The sequence below is a fragment of the Caulobacter sp. CCUG 60055 genome (assembly GCF_022750545.1).
Taxonomy (GTDB): Bacteria; Pseudomonadota; Alphaproteobacteria; order Caulobacterales; family Caulobacteraceae; genus PUIC01.
This window is the reverse complement of sequence record NZ_PUIC01000004.1, coordinates 109288-127234: the sequence shown is the minus strand read 5'-3', so window position 1 is coordinate 127234 and position 17947 is coordinate 109288. Positions and strand designations below refer to the sequence as shown.

The 17947-nt window shown below is 70.3% G+C and carries 22 protein-coding genes and 1 other RNA gene; 4 read left to right on the top strand and 19 right to left on the bottom strand.

Annotation, left to right across the window (positions count from 1 at the left end):
* Positions 1-9: 9 nt before the first annotated feature.
* The 6 genes from fliN to C5708_RS08570 all read right to left on the bottom strand — a co-directional run bounded on the left by fliN (position 10) and on the right by C5708_RS08570 (position 4638).
* Positions 10-348, bottom strand: a complete 339-nt coding sequence (gene fliN, locus C5708_RS08595; RefSeq protein ID WP_242919985.1) for a flagellar motor switch protein FliN — start codon at positions 346-348, stop codon at positions 10-12.
* Between the two features lie 2 nt (positions 349-350).
* A complete protein-coding gene (locus C5708_RS08590; RefSeq protein ID WP_242919983.1) occupies positions 351-1004 on the bottom strand; it encodes a flagellar assembly protein FliH in 654 nt (217 codons plus the stop codon).
* 19 nt (positions 1005-1023) lie between these two features.
* Positions 1024-2052 (bottom strand): flagellar motor switch protein FliG, encoded by a 1029-nt coding sequence (gene fliG / locus C5708_RS08585; protein WP_242919981.1) that lies wholly within the window; start codon positions 2050-2052, stop codon positions 1024-1026.
* A complete protein-coding gene (gene fliF / locus C5708_RS08580; RefSeq protein ID WP_242919979.1) occupies positions 2049-3722 on the bottom strand; it encodes a flagellar basal-body MS-ring/collar protein FliF in 1674 nt (557 codons plus the stop codon). The genes fliG and fliF overlap by 4 nt, the downstream gene beginning before the upstream one ends.
* A gap of 136 nt (positions 3723-3858) precedes the next feature.
* The gene (locus C5708_RS08575) at positions 3859-4035 is read right to left on the bottom strand and encodes a DUF4169 family protein (protein WP_242919977.1); all 177 of its coding nucleotides are present in this window, start codon (positions 4033-4035) and stop codon (positions 3859-3861) included.
* A 9-nt stretch (positions 4036-4044) separates the two neighbouring features.
* Positions 4045-4638, bottom strand: coding sequence for a glutathione S-transferase family protein (locus C5708_RS08570; protein ID WP_242919975.1), 594 nt, complete (start codon positions 4636-4638; stop codon positions 4045-4047).
* A gap of 132 nt (positions 4639-4770) precedes the next feature.
* Here C5708_RS08570 and C5708_RS08565 point away from each other — a divergent pair, with 132 nt between their 5' ends.
* A complete protein-coding gene (locus tag C5708_RS08565; protein ID WP_242919973.1) occupies positions 4771-5160 on the top strand; it encodes a YccF domain-containing protein in 390 nt (129 codons plus the stop codon).
* A gap of 76 nt (positions 5161-5236) precedes the next feature.
* On the top strand, positions 5237-5473 hold the full coding sequence (locus tag C5708_RS08560; RefSeq protein WP_242919971.1) for a DUF2171 domain-containing protein: 237 nt from the start codon (positions 5237-5239) through the stop codon (positions 5471-5473).
* On the opposite strand, the gene C5708_RS08555 is transcribed toward C5708_RS08560, so the two are convergent.
* Genes C5708_RS08555 through fumC form a run of 4 tightly spaced genes read right to left on the bottom strand, consistent with a single transcriptional unit; the run spans position 5470 to position 7873 of the window.
* Positions 5470-5901 (bottom strand): GNAT family N-acetyltransferase, encoded by a 432-nt coding sequence (locus tag C5708_RS08555; RefSeq protein WP_242919969.1) that lies wholly within the window; start codon positions 5899-5901, stop codon positions 5470-5472. The two genes, C5708_RS08560 and C5708_RS08555, sit on opposite strands and share 4 nt — an antisense overlap.
* Complete coding sequence (locus tag C5708_RS08550) at positions 5901-6212, bottom strand: CcdB family protein (RefSeq protein WP_242919967.1); 312 nt, start codon at positions 6210-6212, stop codon at positions 5901-5903. Before C5708_RS08550 ends, C5708_RS08555 begins: the two co-directional genes overlap by 1 nt.
* Positions 6213-6446 carry a type II toxin-antitoxin system CcdA family antitoxin gene (locus tag C5708_RS08545; RefSeq protein WP_242919965.1) on the bottom strand — a complete coding sequence of 78 codons (234 nt, stop codon included), beginning with the start codon at positions 6444-6446 and terminating at the stop codon, positions 6213-6215.
* 35 nt (positions 6447-6481) lie between these two features.
* Positions 6482-7873 (bottom strand): class II fumarate hydratase, encoded by a 1392-nt coding sequence (fumC, locus tag C5708_RS08540; RefSeq protein ID WP_242919963.1) that lies wholly within the window; start codon positions 7871-7873, stop codon positions 6482-6484.
* Positions 7874-7956: 83 nt separating this feature from the next.
* Here fumC and C5708_RS08535 point away from each other — a divergent pair, with 83 nt between their 5' ends.
* Positions 7957-8337, top strand: coding sequence for a RusA family crossover junction endodeoxyribonuclease (locus C5708_RS08535; RefSeq protein WP_242919961.1), 381 nt, complete (start codon positions 7957-7959; stop codon positions 8335-8337).
* Here the strand turns inward: C5708_RS08535 and C5708_RS08530 are convergent, their stop codons facing one another.
* From C5708_RS08530 to ssrA, 6 genes are all read right to left on the bottom strand, one after another.
* The gene (locus C5708_RS08530; RefSeq protein WP_242919959.1) at positions 8338-10545 is read right to left on the bottom strand and encodes a serine hydrolase; all 2208 of its coding nucleotides are present in this window, start codon (positions 10543-10545) and stop codon (positions 8338-8340) included.
* A 149-nt stretch (positions 10546-10694) separates the two neighbouring features.
* A complete protein-coding gene (locus C5708_RS08525) occupies positions 10695-11675 on the bottom strand; it encodes an NAD-dependent epimerase/dehydratase family protein (RefSeq protein WP_242919957.1) in 981 nt (326 codons plus the stop codon).
* Between the two features lie 8 nt (positions 11676-11683).
* Entirely contained in the window at positions 11684-12484 is an 801-nt protein-coding gene (locus tag C5708_RS08520) for a C13 family peptidase (RefSeq protein ID WP_242919955.1), read from the bottom strand.
* 9 nt (positions 12485-12493) lie between these two features.
* Complete coding sequence (locus C5708_RS08515; RefSeq protein ID WP_242919953.1) at positions 12494-12964, bottom strand: PaaI family thioesterase; 471 nt, start codon at positions 12962-12964, stop codon at positions 12494-12496.
* A complete protein-coding gene (locus tag C5708_RS08510; protein WP_242919951.1) occupies positions 12965-13465 on the bottom strand; it encodes an SspB family protein in 501 nt (166 codons plus the stop codon).
* Positions 13466-13616: 151 nt separating this feature from the next.
* Positions 13617-13977, bottom strand: a transfer-messenger RNA (tmRNA) gene (gene ssrA / locus C5708_RS08505).
* Positions 13978-14086: 109 nt separating this feature from the next.
* On the opposite strand from ssrA, the gene C5708_RS08500 reads away from it, so the two are divergent.
* Positions 14087-14746: an aquaporin gene (locus C5708_RS08500; protein ID WP_242919949.1), complete on the top strand. Its 660-nt coding sequence runs from the start codon at positions 14087-14089 to the stop codon at positions 14744-14746.
* Between the two features lie 57 nt (positions 14747-14803).
* On the opposite strand, the gene C5708_RS08495 is transcribed toward C5708_RS08500, so the two are convergent.
* The 3 genes from C5708_RS08495 to C5708_RS08485 all read right to left on the bottom strand — a co-directional run bounded on the left by C5708_RS08495 (position 14804) and on the right by C5708_RS08485 (position 17829).
* The gene (locus C5708_RS08495) at positions 14804-15337 is read right to left on the bottom strand and encodes a DUF4440 domain-containing protein (protein WP_242919940.1); all 534 of its coding nucleotides are present in this window, start codon (positions 15335-15337) and stop codon (positions 14804-14806) included.
* Positions 15338-15457: 120 nt separating this feature from the next.
* Complete coding sequence (ilvN, locus tag C5708_RS08490; protein WP_242919938.1) at positions 15458-16018, bottom strand: acetolactate synthase small subunit; 561 nt, start codon at positions 16016-16018, stop codon at positions 15458-15460.
* Between the two features lie 8 nt (positions 16019-16026).
* Positions 16027-17829: an acetolactate synthase 3 large subunit gene (locus tag C5708_RS08485; protein WP_242919930.1), complete on the bottom strand. Its 1803-nt coding sequence runs from the start codon at positions 17827-17829 to the stop codon at positions 16027-16029.
* Positions 17830-17947 lie beyond the last annotated feature (118 nt).

Sequence of the window (17947 nt, the reverse complement as noted above, 5' to 3'; positions counted from 1 at the left end):
TCGCGCCCGTTACGCGGTCGCGTCGCCGTCCTTGACGATTTCGGTCATGGTCACGCCCAGGCGTTCGTCGACGATGACGACCTCGCCCCGCGCCACCAGGCGGTTGTTGACGTAGATGTCGATGGCCTCGCCGACCTTGCGGTCCAGCTCCAGCACGCTGCCCTGGCCGAGCTGGAGCAGCTGGGCCACCGACAGGGTGGCCCGGCCGAGCACGGCCGAGATGTTGACCGGCACGTCGAACACGGGCGCGAGGTCCGACGCGGTCTTGTCGTCGGCGTCGCCCAGGTCCGAGACCAGCGCCGTGCCGGGTTCGAACTCGTCGAGGGTGAGGGGGGTGTCCTCGGACATGGTCAGAAGGCCTCCGATGCGGGCAGCAGGGGTTCGGCGTGCAGGCCCTCGGCGGCGAGCGCCGTCGCCAGGGCCTCGCCGATGCGGGCGGCGGCGTCAGTGGGGTCGAAGGCGGCGCGGCCGTCGCCCCAATCGAGCACGAAGGCCGCCGGCGGCAGGGAAGGGTCGGCCTTGACGACGATCTGGCCGGGGAAGCCCGCCGCCTGGGCGGCCTGCTCCAGCGCCGCCTGCAGTCGTTCCTCCAGACCCGCCGGCGCGCGCACCAGCAGCCGGGGCGTCGCCTCGATCTCGCGGGACAGGCTCTGCAGCGCGGCGGCCGCCGGCGCGTCCGGGAACCGCTCCAGCGCCGCGTCGGCGATCTTGCGGGCGGCGGTCAGGGCCAGCTCGGCCGAGGCGACGCGGTGCTCGTGCGCCACGGCGGCCAGCGCGCCGAGGGCGGCGTGGGCCGCCTGGGCGGCGTCGCGGATGGCGGCGGCGGCCTCGGCCTCGGCCAGGGCGGTCACCGAGCGTTCGCCGTCCCGATAGGCCTGCTGGCGGATCTGCTCGACCTCTTCGGGCGTGAAGGCCCGCTTGGGCCGGGGCGGGGCGTAGGCCACGCCGCCGCCGCCGTCGAACACGGTGTCGAAGTCGAACTTGCGCGGGGGGATGTCGGTCATCTGTGCGGCTCCCCGGTCCTCAATAGATCAGCTCGTCGTCGCCGCCGGCGCCGGCCAGGACGATCTCGCCCTTGGCGGCGAGGTCCTTGGCGATCTGCACCACGGCCATCTGGGCCTGGTCGACGTCGCGCAGGCGGACCGGACCCATGGTCTCCATGTCCTCGCGCATGATCTTGGCGGCGCGCTCGGACATGTTCGAGAAGAACAGCTCGCGCAGGGCGTCCGAGGCGCCCTTGAGCGCCAGGGCCAGCTGGTCCTTGTCGACGGCGCGCAGCAGGGTCTGCATGCCGCCGGGGTCGAGCTTGCCGAGGTCCTCGAACACGAACATCAGCGCGCGGATGCGCTCGGCGGACTCGCGGTTGCGCTCCTCCAGGGCCCCGATGAAGCGGCTCTCGGTCTGGCGGTCGAAGTTGTTGAAGATCTCGGCCATCAGCTCGTGGCTGTCGCGCTTGGAGGTGCGGGCCAGGTTCGACATGAACTCGGTGCGCAGGGTCTGCTCGATCTTGTCGAGGATGTCGCGCTGCACCGGCTCCATGCGCAGCATGCGCGCGACGCATTCGAGGGCGAACTCCTCGGGCAGGGCGGCCAGCACGCGGGCGGCGTGGTCTGACTTGATCTTGGACAGCACCACCGCGACCGTCTGCGGATATTCGTTCTTCAGATAGTTGGCGAGCACGGCCTCGTTCACGTTGCCGAGCTTGTCCCACATGGTGCGCCCGGCCGGGCCGCGGATCTCCTCCATCAGGGAGTCGACCTTGTCCTGCGGCAGGAACGCCGCCAGCAGGCGCTGGGTCTGCTCGTAGGAGCCCATGATCGCGCCGGTGGCCGACATGCCGGAGACGAACTCGACCAGCAGCTCCTCGACGGCGGCGGCCGACACCGTGCCCAGGCCGGCCATGGCCTGGGAGATCTCCTTGATCTCCTCGTCGTCCAGCGCCTCCCACAGCACGGTCTGCTCCTCGCCCAGGGCGAGGAGGACGACGGCGGCCTTTTCCGGTCCGCTCAGCCGGCTGGGATCGACGATGGCTTTCTTGGCGCGGGCGGTCATGCGGACTCGTGCAGCCAGCTACGCAGGATGGAGACGGACTCTTCGGGGTGGCGCTCGACGAACTCGGCCACCTGCCGGACGGACGACGCCTTAACCTGACCCTCGATGCGGGCGATGTCGATGCGGTGTTCCTCGCCCTCGGGCGAAGGCAGGGCCAGGGGCTGGCCGGTCTGGGGATCATACGCGATCTGGCCGCCCTGCGCGCCCGCCTGCGGGACGGCGGCGGCGTGCAGCGTGGTGGTCTGGGCGCCGCCGGGGCCGGCCAGGGCCAGCCGCCCGCCCGCGCCGCCGCCGGCCGAGCTCAGCAGCGGCCGCGCCACGAAGAAGATGATCAGGCCGGCGACCACGGCCAGCACGGCCAGTTCGGCGGCGCGCATGATGTCGTTCTTGTCGAAGCCGGCCAGGGGCGAGTTGGCGATCACCCCGCCCTCGGCCGCCTCGTCGCGGGTGAAGCGGACGTTGACCACGCTGATCTGGTCGCCGCGGTTGGCGTCGATGCCCACCGCCGAGCGGACCAGTTGCTCGATCTGCTGCATCTCCTGGGCCGTGCGGGGGGTGTAGGGGCCGGGCTTGCCGCCCTTGCCGGCCGCCGTGACGCCGTCGACGGCGACGGCGACGGTCAGGCGCTTGACCGCCCCGGGCTCGGCGATGGTGGTCGTGGTCTTCTTGGAGATCTCGTAATTGGTGGTCTCCTCGGTCTTGCCGCTGTCCGAGGTGGTCGAGCCGGGGGGAGAGCCCGCCGCGCCGCCGGGGATGTTGTTGGCGGCGCTGACCTGGCCGTTCTGGTCGGCCTGGTTCTCCTTGGCCTTCTCCTCGGTGGTCTGGGTCGAGCGCACCACCTGGCCGTCCGGGTCGAACTTCTCCTCCTGGGTGGTGGTGCGGGCCAGGTCGAGGTCGGCGGTGACCTGCACGCGGGCCTTGCCCGGGCCGACGACGCCCTCGACCAGCTCCTTGATCTTCTTGCGGATGGCTTCCTCTGCCTGGCCGCGGCGCTCCTCGGCCACCTTGCCGGCGAAGCTGTCGTCGCCGCCGCCGGCCAGGGTCTTGCCGCGCTGGTCGATGACCGTGACGCGGTCGGGCTTGAGGTTGGGCACGGCGGCGGCGACCAGGTTCTGCACCGCGCGCACCTGGTCGGCCGACGGCTCGCGGCCGGCGAAGCCGATGGTCACCGAGGCCGACGGCGGCTCGGCCTCGTCCTCGAACAGCTGCCGGCGCGGCAGCACCAGCGAGACGCGGGTGAAGGTGACGCCGTCCAGCGAACGGATGGTGCGCGCCAGCTCGCCTTCCAGGGCGCGCTGCTGGTTCAGCTTCTGGACGAAATCGGTCTGGCCCAGGGCGCTGGCGTTGTCGAACAGCTCGTAGCCGAGCGACCCCGAGGTCACCAGGCCCTTGCCCGACACCAGCAGGCGGGTGGAGGCCACCTTGTCGCGGTCGACCATGATGGTCGAGCCGTCGCCCTTGACCTCGTACTTGACCCCGGCCTGGTCCAGCGCCTGGGTGACCGAGGCGGCTTCCTTGAGGTCGAGGTTCGAGTAGAGCAGCGCCTTGGGCTGGTGGCCGACGTTGAGGACCAGGGCGGCCAGGGCGGCCGCCACGCCCGCCGCCACGCCGACGATGGCCGCCAACCGGCCGACGCCGAAACGCTGCAGGGCGCTCAGAAACTGTTCCACCCGGGCGTCCTTCCCCCAAACGCGACAGACGCCGCGGAAAAGCACGCGCCACGGCTAGGCAGGATTTACCCAGTGGATGGTAAACGCGGGTTTAAGACTTGGGCCGGCGATCGATCCGCCCGGGGGGCGGGCGGGATCAGGGTTCGCGCTTGGCGTCGTCGAGCAGGCGCGCGGCCTTGTCGGACCGCGCGGCCTCCAACGACTTGTCGGCCTTGGTGCGGCCGTGGCGCGCGCGGTTCTCGGCCGCCGCTTGCCTGGCGTCGGCCTTGGTCCTGGCCTTGCGCGCCTTGTTGAGGTTGATGAGGTCGGCCATCGGGAAAGGTTAACCCGGCGGCGAGTCCTTGGCCATGGCCCGCTGGAAGGCCGGCCGCGCCGTCAGGCGGGCGACATAGTCGTCATAGACCTTGTGCGGCGGCAGGGCGTTGCGGGCGAACAGCAGCAGGCTGACGAACATGACGTCGGCGGCCGAGAACTGCTCGCCCAGCAGATAGGGACCGGCCTCCAGGGCCGTCCTGAAGCGGGCGTCCAGCGCCTCGTAGGCCTGCTTCTCGAGGGGATCGGTCTGGGTCCGCCCCTGGAAGTGGGCCATGATCACCGGCTCCAGCACGCCGGCGTAATAGGCCAGCCAGGTCACGAACGGCCCTCGCTGCGGATCGCCGATCTTGGGTCCCAGGGCCTTTTCGGGGAAGGCGTCGGCCAGGTAGAGCGCGATGGCGGTCGATTCGGTGATCAGAACCCCGTCGTGAACCAGGGCCGGCACCTTCTTGTCGGGGTGGACGTTGGCCGGGTCGGGGGCGCCCGCGCCGCCGGGCCGGGCGATGTCGACATAGGCGACCTCGTAGGGCGCGCCGGTCTCCTCCAGCAACCAGATGAACCGCGACGAGCGCGAGCGGGGCGCGTGATAGAGCGTCAGCATATCCGTTCCTTCGGGCTGGAAGCGACGGAACAATATGGCAACTTTTTTCTTCGTCAACGGGCCAAATCCGTCTCGACAACCGGTCCCGATTGGCATTCCCTTCACGGCCGCTCAGCATCCTTGGGGGAGCCGATGAGACTGCTGCTCAACATCCTCTGGTTCATTTTCGGGGGCTTCGCCACCGGCCTCGCCTGGCTCTTCGGCGGACTGGTGCTCGCCGTGACCATCGTCGGCCTGCCCTACGCCAAGGCCGCCTGGCGGGTGGCGGGTTTCGCCTTCTGGCCGTTCGGCAAGGAGATCGTCGATCGCCCGGCCGACCCCGCCGACCTGGGCCAGGGCTCGGTCGGCTGCCTGCTCAACGTGATCTGGTTCATCTTCGGCGGCTGGTACCTGGCGCTCGCCCACGTCGTCATCGGCCTGTGCGAGGCGGTGACGATCATCGGCCTGCCGTTCGCCATGAAGGACTTCCAGCTCGCCGGCGTCGCCCTGGCCCCGGTGGGCAAGATGGTGGTCGACAAATAGGCGCTGGGAAACCTTCGCCGCCGGCGGCGGGTTGTCCCTGCGATGCGGCCTCGCCGCTTCCCAGGGAGCCAGACCAATGATCAACGCCTCGGAAATCCGCGAACACATGGAAGTTGTCGGCTCGGACGGCCATCATGTCGGCCGGGTCGACCACGTGAAGGGCTCGGAGATCGAATTGACCAAGTTCGATTTCGGCGCCGGCCTGCGGCATCATTTCATTCCGCTGAGCTGGGTGGACCATGTCGACCAGCAGGGCGTGCATCTCAACAAGAGCACCGCGGACGCCAAGTCCGAGTGGGGCGCCAAGCACTAGCCTTCAAGCTGGTGCGTGACGCCGGCGCGTCCTGAACGGCGAAAGCCCAACGCCTCCCAGAACGGCGGCGCGGCGAGGGACGCCGCGGCGTTGACCGTCAGCAGGCGCGCGCCCTGCAGGCCTTGCTGGATCATGGCGGCGGCCAGGGCGCTGGCGACGCCGCGCCGACGAAACGACGGGCGGACGTAGAGGCGGCGCATGCGCATCGCCGCGAGGCCCGTCTCGGCCGAGACGCCGCCGACCCCGGCCAGCTCGCCGTCGACAAAGGCCGCGAACAGCGCCTCGCCTTGGCCGTCGAAACGGTTGGCGCCGTCGGCCCATTGCCGCGCCAGCAGGTCCATGTTGCGCACGCCTTCCGCCGCCGCCTCGGCGCGCAGGCGGGGAAAGTCGACGGGCAGGTCGTCGATGACGCGGACGATCTGGATCATCAGAAGCCGGTGAACAACCGATCCATCGCGCGTCGAATCCCGTCCTCGAAGGCGAGCAGGCTTCCGACCGGCCCGTCGAGCAGGCGCCGCTCTATGGCGGCGAGTTCGGCGATGGATACGATATAGGCCTTCTCTTGAAACACGACCTCGGCGCTGACCTCCGTATAGGCTCGTCGGCCTTCGGCGTTCAGCAGCGGAGCGACGACGCAGGTCGGCGCTGCGTCGAGCAGGTGCGACTGCAGGATCACGACGAACGGCGCATAGGCGCGCGAGCGCGGCGAAGGGTTCTCGCAGACGTCAAACTGACGCAATCACCAGGTCCGCAGATCGTCGCCAAAAACGCCATGGACGGCGATCCGGTCTTGATGGTCCCGGATCGCCTCGGCGTTGGCGGCCGCCCATTCGCGGGCGCGTTGGACCGGCGCATGTTGCGCCAGCCGCTCCCTCAGCGCCCGTTCAAAGACGGTCGCCGGATCGATGTGCGCCGCTCGAGCTTGCTCCAGCAGCGCTTCGTCGATCTCAATCTTCAGCTCGGCCTTGCCCATGGCGTGTCTCCAACGGGCAGCCTAGCGCGGATCGCTCAGCCCGGCGAGATCATGTTCTCGGGGCGGACGACCTCGTCGAACTCCTCGTTGGTGACGTAGCCGCCGCCGACGGCTTCCTCGCGCAGGGTGGTGCCGTTCTTGTGGGCGGTCTTGGCGATCTTGGCGGCGGCGTCGTAGCCGATCTTGGGGGCCAGGGCCGTGACCAGCATCAGCGAGCGCTCCAGCGCCGCCTTGATGTTGTCCTCGCGCGGCTCGATGCCGACGACGCAGTTGTCGGTGAAGCTGATCGCCGCGTCGGCCAGCAGGCGCACCGACTGCAGGAAGTTGTAGGCCATCACCGGGTTGAACACGTTCAGCTCGAAGTGGCCCGAGGCGCCGGCGACGGTCATGGTGGTCTGGTTGCCGAACACCTGGGCGCAGACCATGGTCAGGGCTTCGCACTGGGTCGGGTTGACCTTGCCCGGCATGATCGACGAGCCGGGCTCGTTCTCCGGCAGCGACAGCTCGCCCAGGCCCGAACGCGGGCCCGAGCCCAGGAAGCGGATGTCGTTGGCGATCTTGAACAGGCTGGTGGCCACGGTGTTGATCGCGCCGTGGGTGAAGACCATGGCGTCGTGGGCGGCCAGGGCCTCGAACTTGTTCGGCGCGCTGGTGAACGGCAGGCCGGTGATGGTGGCGATGCGCTCGGCCACCTGCTCGGCGAAGCCGACCGGGGCGTTCAGGCCGGTGCCGACGGCGGTGCCGCCCTGGGCCAGCTCCATCAGCATCGGCAGGGTCATCTCGATGCGCTTGAGGCCGTTGGCGACCTGCTGGGCGTAGCCCGAGAACTCCTGGCCCAGGGTCAGGGGCGTGGCGTCCTGGGTGTGGGTGCGGCCGATCTTGATGATGTGGGCCCAGGCCTTGGCCTTGGCGTCGAGGGCGGCGTGCAGGTGCTGCAGGGCCGGGATCAGGTCGTGAACCACCTGTTCGGCGGCGGCCACGTGCATGGCCGTCGGATAGGTGTCGTTTGACGACTGGCTCATATTGACGTGGTCGTTGGGGTGGACGGGCTTCTTGGAGCCCATCTCGCCGCCCAGCATCTCGATGGCGCGGTTCGAGATCACTTCGTTGGCGTTCATGTTCGACTGGGTGCCCGAGCCGGTCTGCCAGACCACCAGCGGGAAGTGGTCGTCCAGCTTGCCGTCGATCACTTCCTGGGCGGCGGCCTCGATGGTCTCCGCCAGCTTGGGGTCGAGACGGCCGAGGGCGGTGTTGGTCTGGGCGGCGGCCTTCTTGACGATCCCCAGGGCGCGCACCACCGGCTTGGGCTGCTTCTCCCAGCCGATCTTGAAGTTGCCCAGGCTGCGCTGGCACTGCGCGCCCCAATAGCGGCTGGCGTCCACTTCGATCGGGCCGAAGGTGTCGGTTTCGGTGCGCGTCTTGGTCATGATCGGGTCCCGGCGGAAAAACTGGGGCTGGGTTTAGCGGCGCGCGACGAGACTGCAAAGCGCCGACAGGTTATTTGAGCGCCATGGACACGAGCTGGACCGGACATGGCAAGGTGCGCGCGCGCGAGGGCGGCGGCGTGCTGGAGATCGTCGTCGACGGCCTGACCACCCAGGCCAAGTACTACAAGCCGCTGATCTACGAGTTCTTCCGCAAGGAATGGCGCGGCGCGCGCCCGGCCTGGGGCGAGTTCTCGGTCGAGATCGCCATGGACTATGTCGGCGACCCGCCTTGGCTCGATCTCGACAACCTGGCCAAGGCCCTGCTCGACGCCATCAAGGGCTACGCCTTCCACGACGACGCCCAGGTCTCGCGCCTGCTGGTCGAGCGGCGGCCGGGCGAGCGCGAACGGATATCGATCCGCGTGCGCCGCACCGGCGAGCTGCGGATCGCCGCCGGGCTCTGACTAGCTCCAGGGCTCCAGCACGCCCCACATCAGCAAGGCCGCGGAGAAGGCGGCGTAGATCGCCGTGGTGGCGGTGAAGCCCAGCTTGCGGCCGATCGTCCAGCTGTCCAGCCGCCGGCCGCCGCGCCAGATGGCCGGCAACAGCAGCACGGTGAACGCCGTCAGCAGCGCCGCGACCAGGGCGCAGGCCGAGGACAGCAGCACCAGCGGCCCGGGCCAGGAATAGAACACCGCCGCGACGTCGGCCGACTGGCCGGACCAGGCCGCGAAACCGCCCATCGACACCAGCCACAGCACGGCCGACGAGACCTGCATCAGGTTGGTGCGGGCCTGCACGTTGGTCTGGCGCGCGTCGCGCCGCCCGCGAGAGAACAGACCGCCCAGGGCGCCGAACGAGGCCAGGGCGGTCAGGCCCGCCAGCAGCGACAGGGTGACGGGCAGCCGCCACCAGCCCAGCCGCTCGAACGCCTCGCCGCCCCAGGGAGCGAACCAGCGCACGGCGCGGCCGTCCCGCATCTGGAACACCAGGGTCCCCGGGCCGTCGGCCTGCTGGAAGCGGGCGTACTGCTCGTCGGCGGTCTCCAGCAGCCAGGTCTGGGCCGCGCCGCCGGACCGGGTGACCAGCTTGCCGTCGGGCGTGACGCTGACCTGGGCCACGCTTTGGAACAGGGCGGTGAACTTCTCCAGGCCATGATAGGCGCGGCGCGTGCTCAGATAGGTCCCGGCGTAGGCCGCCGCGTTCTGGGCCAGGCTCTGCGAGCCGCCGCCCGGCAGGTCGGCCGGGGCGGCGTAGAAGCGGCCGACGATCTGCTCGGGCAGGCGGCGCACAAGCTTGCCGCCGGTGTCGGTGTTGGTCGAGATGAAGACCCCAAGGTTCAGCTCCGGGATCGTCACCATGTTCGACATGAACGACAGGGTGGCGCCGCCATGGCCCTGGCCGCGGAAGCCGCCAGGCAGGGCGAACTCCATGAAGCCGTCGTCCCAGCCGTTCACGCCGGGCGCGGCGCGCTGCAGCGTGGCGCGGAAGCCGTGGGCGGTCTGCGGGCCGTAGACGGTCGCGCCGTCCAGCGTTCCGCCGGCCAGGATCATCATCATGTAGCGGGCCATGTCGGCGGCGGTCGACGAGGCGGCGCCGGCCGGGGCGATCTGGCTGATGTATTCGTAGGCGCGCGGCTGGAAGACGGCGCCGGTCCAGTGGAAGCCCTCGGCGATGTCGGGGCGCAGCGCCGACGCCATCGGATCGGGCAGGCCCTCGCGGCGGGTGTAGGGCTCGCGGAAGGTGGTGCGGCCCATGTTCAGCGGGCCGGTGATCTCGGTCTCGACGATGGTTTCGAACGGCTTGTTGGTCACATAAGCGACGGCGGCGCCGGCCAGGGCCGCGCCATAATTGGAATAGGTGGGCAGGCTGCCCGCCTCGCGCACGCGGCGGGGGCGTTCCTGGCGCAGATAGACGCTCAGCGGCCTGACGCGGCCGGGGTTCTGCTCGAACAGCTGGCCCAGGGCCCGATCTTCGAACCCGGCCGAGTGGGTCGGCAGGTCGCGCACCTGCACCGGCCGCTTGAAGCCCTGGTCCTTCACCTGCAGCGGCTCGGGCAGATAGAGGTTCAGCGGCGCCTCCAGGCGGATGCGTCCGGCCTCGACCTCCTTCATCAGGGCGATCCAGGTGAAGGTCTTCGAGATCGAGCCGATGCGGAACAGGCTGCGGTCGGGATCGACCGCCCGGGCCGGCGAGGCGCTGGCGAAGCCGTAGCCTTTCTTAAGGACCACCTGGCCGTTCTGCACCACCGAGACGGTGACGCCGGCGATGTGGTCGGCGGCCATGGCGTCGCGCACCGCCCCGTCGACGAACGCCTCCAGCTCGGCGGCGGGGATGGCGGTCCCGGGGGCGAGGCGGGCGTAGGGGCGCTGGACCGGCGCCACCGGCGGCGGCGCGGAGCCCTGCGTGGCGGGCGCGACGGCGATCGCCGGCCTGGGCGGAGTGACAGCCACAGTCTTGGGCGCGGCGGGCCTGTGCGGGCGCAGGGCGGAATAGGGGATCGGCCCGCGGGGATTGGCCTCGCCGGCCGGGGCCGGCGCGGGCGGGGTGGCGGGCTGGGCGGCCGGCGGCGCGGCGGGCGGCGTCGGGGCTGTGTCCTGGGCCTGCGCCGCCGCGACGATCAGGGCCGTCAGGGCGACGGCCGGAAGGGCGGCTTTGACGAACAGGCGCATGGCGACGGCGCTCCCCCGAACAACGATATTCTGCTTCTAGAGCGTTTTCCGGCGAAGGGGAGGTCGTTCGCGCGAAGAAAATGCGACGCGAAGGCGCGGCGGCGGGACATTTCGCCGCGCGAGGGCGCCGTTGCGGCGCCTTTGGGGGCTCAGCGGACCAGCATCTCCCGGTCGGCGAGGTTGGCGAGGCCCTCCTCGCGGCTGAGCACCGGGCGATAGCCCAGGCGGGCCCGGGCCTTGGCGTCGGAGACGGTGCATTCGCGCGAGGCCATGGCGGCGGCGAGGCGGGTGACTGGCGGCGCGCCCTTGAGGTCCAACGCCCGCCAGGCGGTCTCCAGCGCCAGGGCCGCGCCGCGCGCCGCCCAGCCGGGGATGGACGGCGCGCGCGACAGGTCGACCCCGGCGGCGGCCAAATAGGCGGTCAGGAAATCCCGCATCCGCACCGGCGGGCCGTCGGTGAGGAAATAGGCCTCGCCCTCGGCCCCCCGCTCCAGGGCCAGGGCGACGCCGTGCGCCAGGTTCTCGACGTGGCAGGTCGAGGTCAGGGCCCGGCCGCCGTCGACCCAGGCGAAGGCGCCGCGCTCGGCCATGTCGCGAACGGCCGCCAGCACGGTGCGGTCGCCCGGTCCCCAGACCAGGCGCGGCCGCAGGGCCAGGGTGGAGAAGGCGTGGTCGTCGGCTTGCAGCACCATTCGCTCGGCGTGGGCCTTGCTGCGGGCGTAGGGGTAGGGCGAGTTCAGGGCCAGGGGCGCGCTTTCGTCGACGTCGCACATCGGCTGGCCGTGGAACAGCGCCGCCTCGGCGCCGATATGGACGAAGCGGCGGACGCCGGCGGCGCGGGCGGCGTCGAGGATGTGGCGGGTTCCTTCGACATTGGCCCGCCAATAGGCCTCCGGCGGGCCCCATGGCTGGACGTAGGCGGCGCAGTGGACCACGGCCTCGGCGCCGCCGAGATCGGCGGGGACCACATGCTCCAGCGACGAGCGCACCGGCTCGGCCCCGGCGAGGGCGATGGCGGCGTCGGCGTCGTGGCCGCGCGACATGGCCAGCACGTCGGCGCCGGCGGCGACCAGGCCGCGGGCCACGCCGCCCCCGACGAAGCCCGAAGCGCCCGTGACGAAGACGCGCAACGCCCCTCCTAGCCGCCGGCCCGGCGGTCGGCGGCCGGCGGGTCGGGCCGGGCGAAGAGCAGGAACGGCAGGACCGGCCTCAGTTCGGCGCCGACATAGACCTGAGGTTCGGACGGCGGGTCGGCGTCCAGGTCATGTTCGCGCTTGGCCACGCAGGCCCGCACCGCCGGCGCCAGGGCGGCGAAGTTCTGGACCTTGGGCAGGCTCTCCAGCACGCAGGCGTCGAAATAGGTGTAGCGATCCTGCTCGCCGCAGCCGAACGAGGCGCGGTCGGCCCTGGCGGCGGTCAGGATCATGCGGTCGGGCCGGGCCAGGGGCTCGACGAACACCCCCGAGAAGCAGGCCGATATCACCACCACCGTCGGACGTTCGCCGCAGGTGTCGTCGACCAGCCGCGCCACGCCGGCCGGGGTGAGCAGGCCGTCGTTCACCACCACGCCGTCAGGCGAGCCGTGCGAGGTGAAATAGACCAGGCAGCCGCCGCGGGCGCGGCCGGCGAGGTCGAAAAGCTGCTCGGCGATCCGGCGGGGCGTGGCGTGCTGGGGACGGGTGTCGGGATAGCGTTCCGGCCGCACCGAGAACTGCGTCAGGTTGTCTGGCGAGAAGCCGGCCTTGACGAAGGCGCGCGCCAGGTCGCGGCGGCCGTTGTCGAACACTTCGGACGGCTTGCCCGAATGCGCCCGCCAGTCGCCGGCGACGATGATCGCCGCCCAGTCGGAGAACGGGCCGGGCGCGGCGCGGGCGGGCTGCGGGCGGCCCGCGACGAGGACCAGAGCGAACGCCAGCAGCAGGGCCGCTCCCCAGCGCATCGGCCGCCCCTAGGACTTGTACCGCTTGAACGGGGTCGGCAGGGCGGTGGCGCTGGCCTTGGCCAGCAGCCGCCCTTCCGGGTCGTAGAGCTCGCCCTCGGCGAAGGCGACGGTCTTGCCCCACTTGACGATGCGGCCGACGCCGCGCAGCGATCCCGGCAGGGCCGGGCGCAGGAAGCTGGTCTTCATCTCCAGGGTGGGCATGACGCTGGTCATGCCCGAAGCGACCATGCCGGCCACCGACATGCATTCGTCGAGCATGGCGCACAGGTAGCCGCCCTGGATCTGGCCCATCGGGTTGCACAGGAGGTCGGCGCGGGCGTCGAAAGCCACCTCGACCTCGCGGTCGGCCTGGCTGACGCGCACCATGTGAAAGCCGAGGGTCCGCGAGCCCGACGGCGCGCTCTTCGAGGCGTGGAACCGCGCGAGGATGGCCTCGTCGGTCAGCGCCTGGACGTCGTCGGAGGCGATGTCGGACACCTATTTTTTCCGGAACTGGTCGAGCGAGACCACCTTGGGCTGGTCATCGCCGCCGCCGGAGGCCGGCGCGGCCGCGGCCGCGGCCTCGTCGTCGGACGCGTCGTCCTCGTCGATCTCCTCGAGGTCGATCTCGGGGGCGTCGAACTGCAGCAGGAACTGGACGCTGGGGTCGTAGAAGCGGGTCAGGGCGGCGTAGGGAACCGACAGCTTCTTGGGCTGGCCGCCGAACTTGAGCAGCACCGAGAAGAAGGTGTCGCCGGGGGTCAGGTCCCAGTACTGGTGCTGCAGGACGATGGTCATCTCGTCCGGATACTTGGACAGGAGCTCCGGCGGGCCGGAGACGCCCGGGGCGCCGGTGCGGAAGGTGATGTAGAAGTGGTGATCGCCGGGAATCCCCTCGGAGGCGGCGCGTTTGAGCGCGGCCTTGACGACGCCACGCAGCGCGTCCTGCGCCATGGCCTCGTAGTGCATCAGGTCCTCGGGCGGCTGTTCTTGTGCCATGCGGAGTGTCGGGACCTTTTTCACTGGGATTAGAAAACCCGCGGAGGTTAGCCTCTGGGGCGGTCGCCGCAAAGACGCCGCGAGGCGGGGCGCGATCATTTTTCGCGGCGGCGGAAGGTGCGGGGGGCGAGCGTGCGGACGCGACGGGGAAAGTGGGGGCTTCTGTTGCCAGGCGCCCCCGAGCCCCGCCTAGGGATCTGAACCCCTAGGACTTTAAGGTCGAGATCACTCGGACCGCATTACGCGGCCAGGGCGAACTCTTCAGCGAAGTTATCGTTCGCATTTAGATTAAGACCCGGAACGGTGGGTCAGGCCGAGAGAAAGCAACACCTTTACACGTCTGTCGATGCTGATCGGCCCCATGCTTCCCGGCGATAACCCGGAAGTGGTTTGGTGGAGCCGCCGGGAATCGCACCCGGGTCCAGTCCGCTTATTGCGTGCGCGTTTATCTCCATAGTCCGGTGCGACCGGACGAACTCAATATAGGGCGGTTCGGGTTCGCGATAAAGAGCGGGGCCTTTCTTGATAACGCGACTCGACGAACTGAGTTACCGTCGGTTGATTCCTGGCCCGGCGCCCAGGCGGCCGGCGCGTGGGGGATCGTCAGAGAGGGACTACGCCATGAAGAAGTTCATCGCCGAATTCATCGGCACCCTGACCTTGGTGCTTTTCGGCTGCGGCGCGGCGGTCTTGGGCGGCTTCGACCACGTCGGCCAGCTGGGCATCGCCCTGGCCTTCGGCTTCGCCATCGTCGCCATGGCCTACGGGATCGGCCCGGTGTCGGGATGCCACGTCAATCCGGCGGTGAGCCTGGGGGCTTTCGTCGCGGGGCGGATGACCGCCGCCGAGATGCTGCTCTACTGGGCGGCCCAGTTCCTCGGCGCCCTGGCCGGGGCGGCGATCCTGGCGGCCATCGCCGGCGGAACCGCCCATCTGGGCCAGAACGGCTGGGGCGCCGGCTCGCCCGGCGGCTTCGGCCTGACGCCGGCCGTGATCTTCGAGGTGGTGGCCACGGCCCTGTTCGTGATCGTCATCCTGGGCTCGACCGGGCCCAAGGCCAACGGCGCGTTCGCGGGGCTGGCCATCGGCATCACCCTGGCGGTGATCCACATCGTCGGCATCCAGGTCACCGGCGTTTCGGTCAACCCGGCGCGCAGCTTCGGCCCGGCGGTGCTGGCCCAGGGGCTGGCGCTGCAGCAGCTGTGGCTGTTCATCGTCGCCCCCGCCGTCGGCGGGGTGATCGGCGCTCTGTTCTTCCGTCTCAAGCTGCTGGAGGACTGAGGCCGCGCCGCCGTTTCCCGGATCGCCCCGCGGTCCGGGATGACGGGGCGAGCGTTCCTACGGCCGGTTGACGGCGTTGGCCTGCGGCTTGTCGTCGACCTCGCCGATGTCGATCAGGCCCTTCCAGCGGCCCTGGGCGTCCTTGCGCCAGACGGTGACGTAGCGGCCGGTCATGATCGGCTTGGTCTTGTCGACGGGAGTGCGCTTCCAGTCGCCGGTGGTCACGCCCATGTCGCCGCCGCGCGAACCCCAGGCGCTGGTCGTCGCCCACTCCAGGCTGACCTTCGGCGGGGCGTCGCCGCCGAACGCCCGGTAGACCGCCTCGGCCCCTTTCAGCGGCTTGGGGCCGCCGAAGACCAAACCGTCCTCCGCGTCCATGTATTCACGGAAGGCCTGGGCCATGCCGGCCTCCTGGGCCCGGCGGGCGAAGGCGAGGTCGGCTTCGCGCACGGCGTCGGCGGTGGCGGCGGAACGGTCGTGGATGTCGATTGAGACCACGGCGCGGTCGGGCCCCTTGGCGTCGATCATCACGCAGCCGGACAGGACCGTCCCGGCCGCCAGCGCGGTCAGGACCAGCGGCGTCGATTTCATGGTTTCAGCTCCCCGGTTGAAGGCTCCCGCCGGCCAGACTGCGCCGACCGGAGCGGGGAGGGGAGCGAAATCGCCGCCCATGCGGCGCGGCGCGCGATCGCGGGCGGCCCCGGAGCCCCTTCAGAGCCCCTTGACGTGGCGCTCGGCGCCCCGGCCGATCGACAGCACCCCGGTGCGCGCCACCTCGACCAGACCCAGCGGCTCCATCAGGTCGACGAACTTGTCGATCTTGGACGGCGCCCCCGAAACCTCGAAGATGAAGCTCTCGAGCGTGGTGTCGATCACCTTGGCGCGGAAGATCTCGGCCACGCGCAGGGCCTCGACGCGGTCGGCGCCGGCGCCGCGCACCTTGACCAGGGCCAGTTCGCGCTCGACGCCCAGGGGGTCGCGGCCGACGTCGTGCACGTCGCGCACGCAGACCATCTTCTCCAGCTGGGCGCGGATCTGGGCCAGGATCTCGGTGGTGCCCGAGGTGACCACGGTGATGCGGCTGGCGTGCAGGCGCTCGTCGGTCTCGGCGACCGTCAGGCTCTCGATGTTGTAGCCGCGCGCCGAGAACAGGCCGACCACGCGGTGCAGCACGCCGGGCTCGTTGTCGACGATCACGGCGTAGGTGGCGCGATGTTCGGTCTGGTCCGCGTGGGACAGGTCGTAGGCGGAGCCGGGTTGATCTGTGGGCATGGGCGACGTCAAACCAGCTTCCGTCCCGCCTCGTCAATCACCGAACCGATGTCCTCGACCTCCTCGGCCAGGATCATCTCGTTGTGGGCCTTGCCCGACGGGATCATCGGCAGGCAGTTCTCGGCCTTCTCGACGCGGCAGTCGAACACCACGGGCCCGTCGTAGTCGAGCATTTCGCGGATCCTGGCGTCCAGCTCTTCGGGCCGCTCGGCGCGCAGGCCCTTGCAGCCATAGGCCTCGGCCAGCTTCACGAAGTCGGGCAGGCTGGAGGAATAGGAGTGGCTGTAGCGCTCGCCGTGCAGCAGCTGCTGCCACTGGCGGACCATGCCCATCCATTCGTTGTTCAGGATGAAGATCTTGACCGGCAGGCCGTACTGGACCGCCGTCGACAGCTCCTGGATGCACATCTGGATCGAGGCCTCGCCGGCGATGTCGACGACCAGGGCGTCGGGGTGGGCGAGCTGCACGCCGATGGCCGCCGGCAGGCCGTAGCCCATGGTGCCCAGGCCGCCCGAAGTCATCCAGCGGTTCGGCTCCTCGAAGCGGAAGAACTGGGCGGCCCACATCTGGTGCTGGCCGACCTCGGTGGTGACGTAGACGTCGCGGTCCTTGCTCAGGGCGTACAGCCGTTCGATGGCCTGCTGCGGCTTGATGACCTCGTCCGAGGCGCGGTAGCGCAGGCACTGGCGCGCGCGCCAGTCGTCGATCTGGCCCCACCAGACCGATAGGGCCGCGCGGTTCGGCTGATGCCCACGTCCCTTCCAGGCCGCCAGCATGTCCTCCAGCACCGAGGCGCAGTCGCCGATTATGCCCACCTCGACGCGAACATTCTTGTTGATCGACGAAGGGTCGATGTCGACGTGGATCTTCTTCGAGCCCGGCGAGAAGGCGTCGAGGCGGCCGGTGACGCGGTCGTCGAACCGCGCGCCCAGGCAGACCATGACGTCGCAGTCGTGCATGGCGTTGTTGGCTTCGAACGTGCCGTGCATGCCGACCATGCCCAGCCAGGCCGGATCGGCGGCCGGGAAGGCGCCTAGGCCCATCAGGGTCGAGGTCACCGGCGCCCCGGTCAGGGCGGCGAACTCGCGCAGCAGCTCGCTGGCGCGCGGCCCGGCGTTTATGATCCCGCCGCCGGTGTAGAAGATCGGCCGCTTGGCGCGGGCGATCAGCTCGACCGCCTCGGCGATCCGGGCCGGGTCGCCCTTGGTCTGCGGCGCATAGGCGTGGGCGTGGCGCACCTCGTCCGGGCCCTGATAGGGCGCCTGGGCGAACTGGACGTCCTTGGGGATGTCGATGACCACCGGGCCGGGGCGGCCGGAGGTGGCGATGTGGAAGGCCTCGTGGATGATCCGCGGCAGGTCCTCGGCCCGCTTCACCAGGTAGTTGTGCTTGGTGCAGGGGCGGGTGATGCCGACGGTGTCGGCTTCCTGGAAGGCGTCCGAGCCGATCAGGTGCGTCGGCACCTGGCCGGTGATGACCACCATCGGGATCGAGTCCATCAGCGCGTCGACGATGCCGGTGACGGCGTTGGTCGCGCCGGGGCCCGAGGTGACCAGGACCACGCCGGGCTTGCCGGTCGAACGGGCGTAGCCCTCGGCGGCGTGGGTCGCGCCCTGCTCGTGGCGGACCAGCACGTGGTTCAGCTTGGGCTGGTGGAACAGGGCGTCGTAGATCGGCAGCACCGCCCCGCCCGGATAGCCGAACAGCGTGTCGACGCCCTGGTCGACGAGCGCCTGCACCACGATCTCGGCGCCGGTCATGATGCGGGTCTTGCTGGCGGCGTCGGCTTGGATGGTCTGGTGAGCGGTCATGGGACTATCGGCTTTGGGGGCTGGCGGGGATGTTCAGGGCAAGAAAAAAGGCCCTCGAGGGGCCTTGGCGCGCGCGACCGGCGACGTCGTGACGGGTGTCACGCCGCTGACGGCCGCT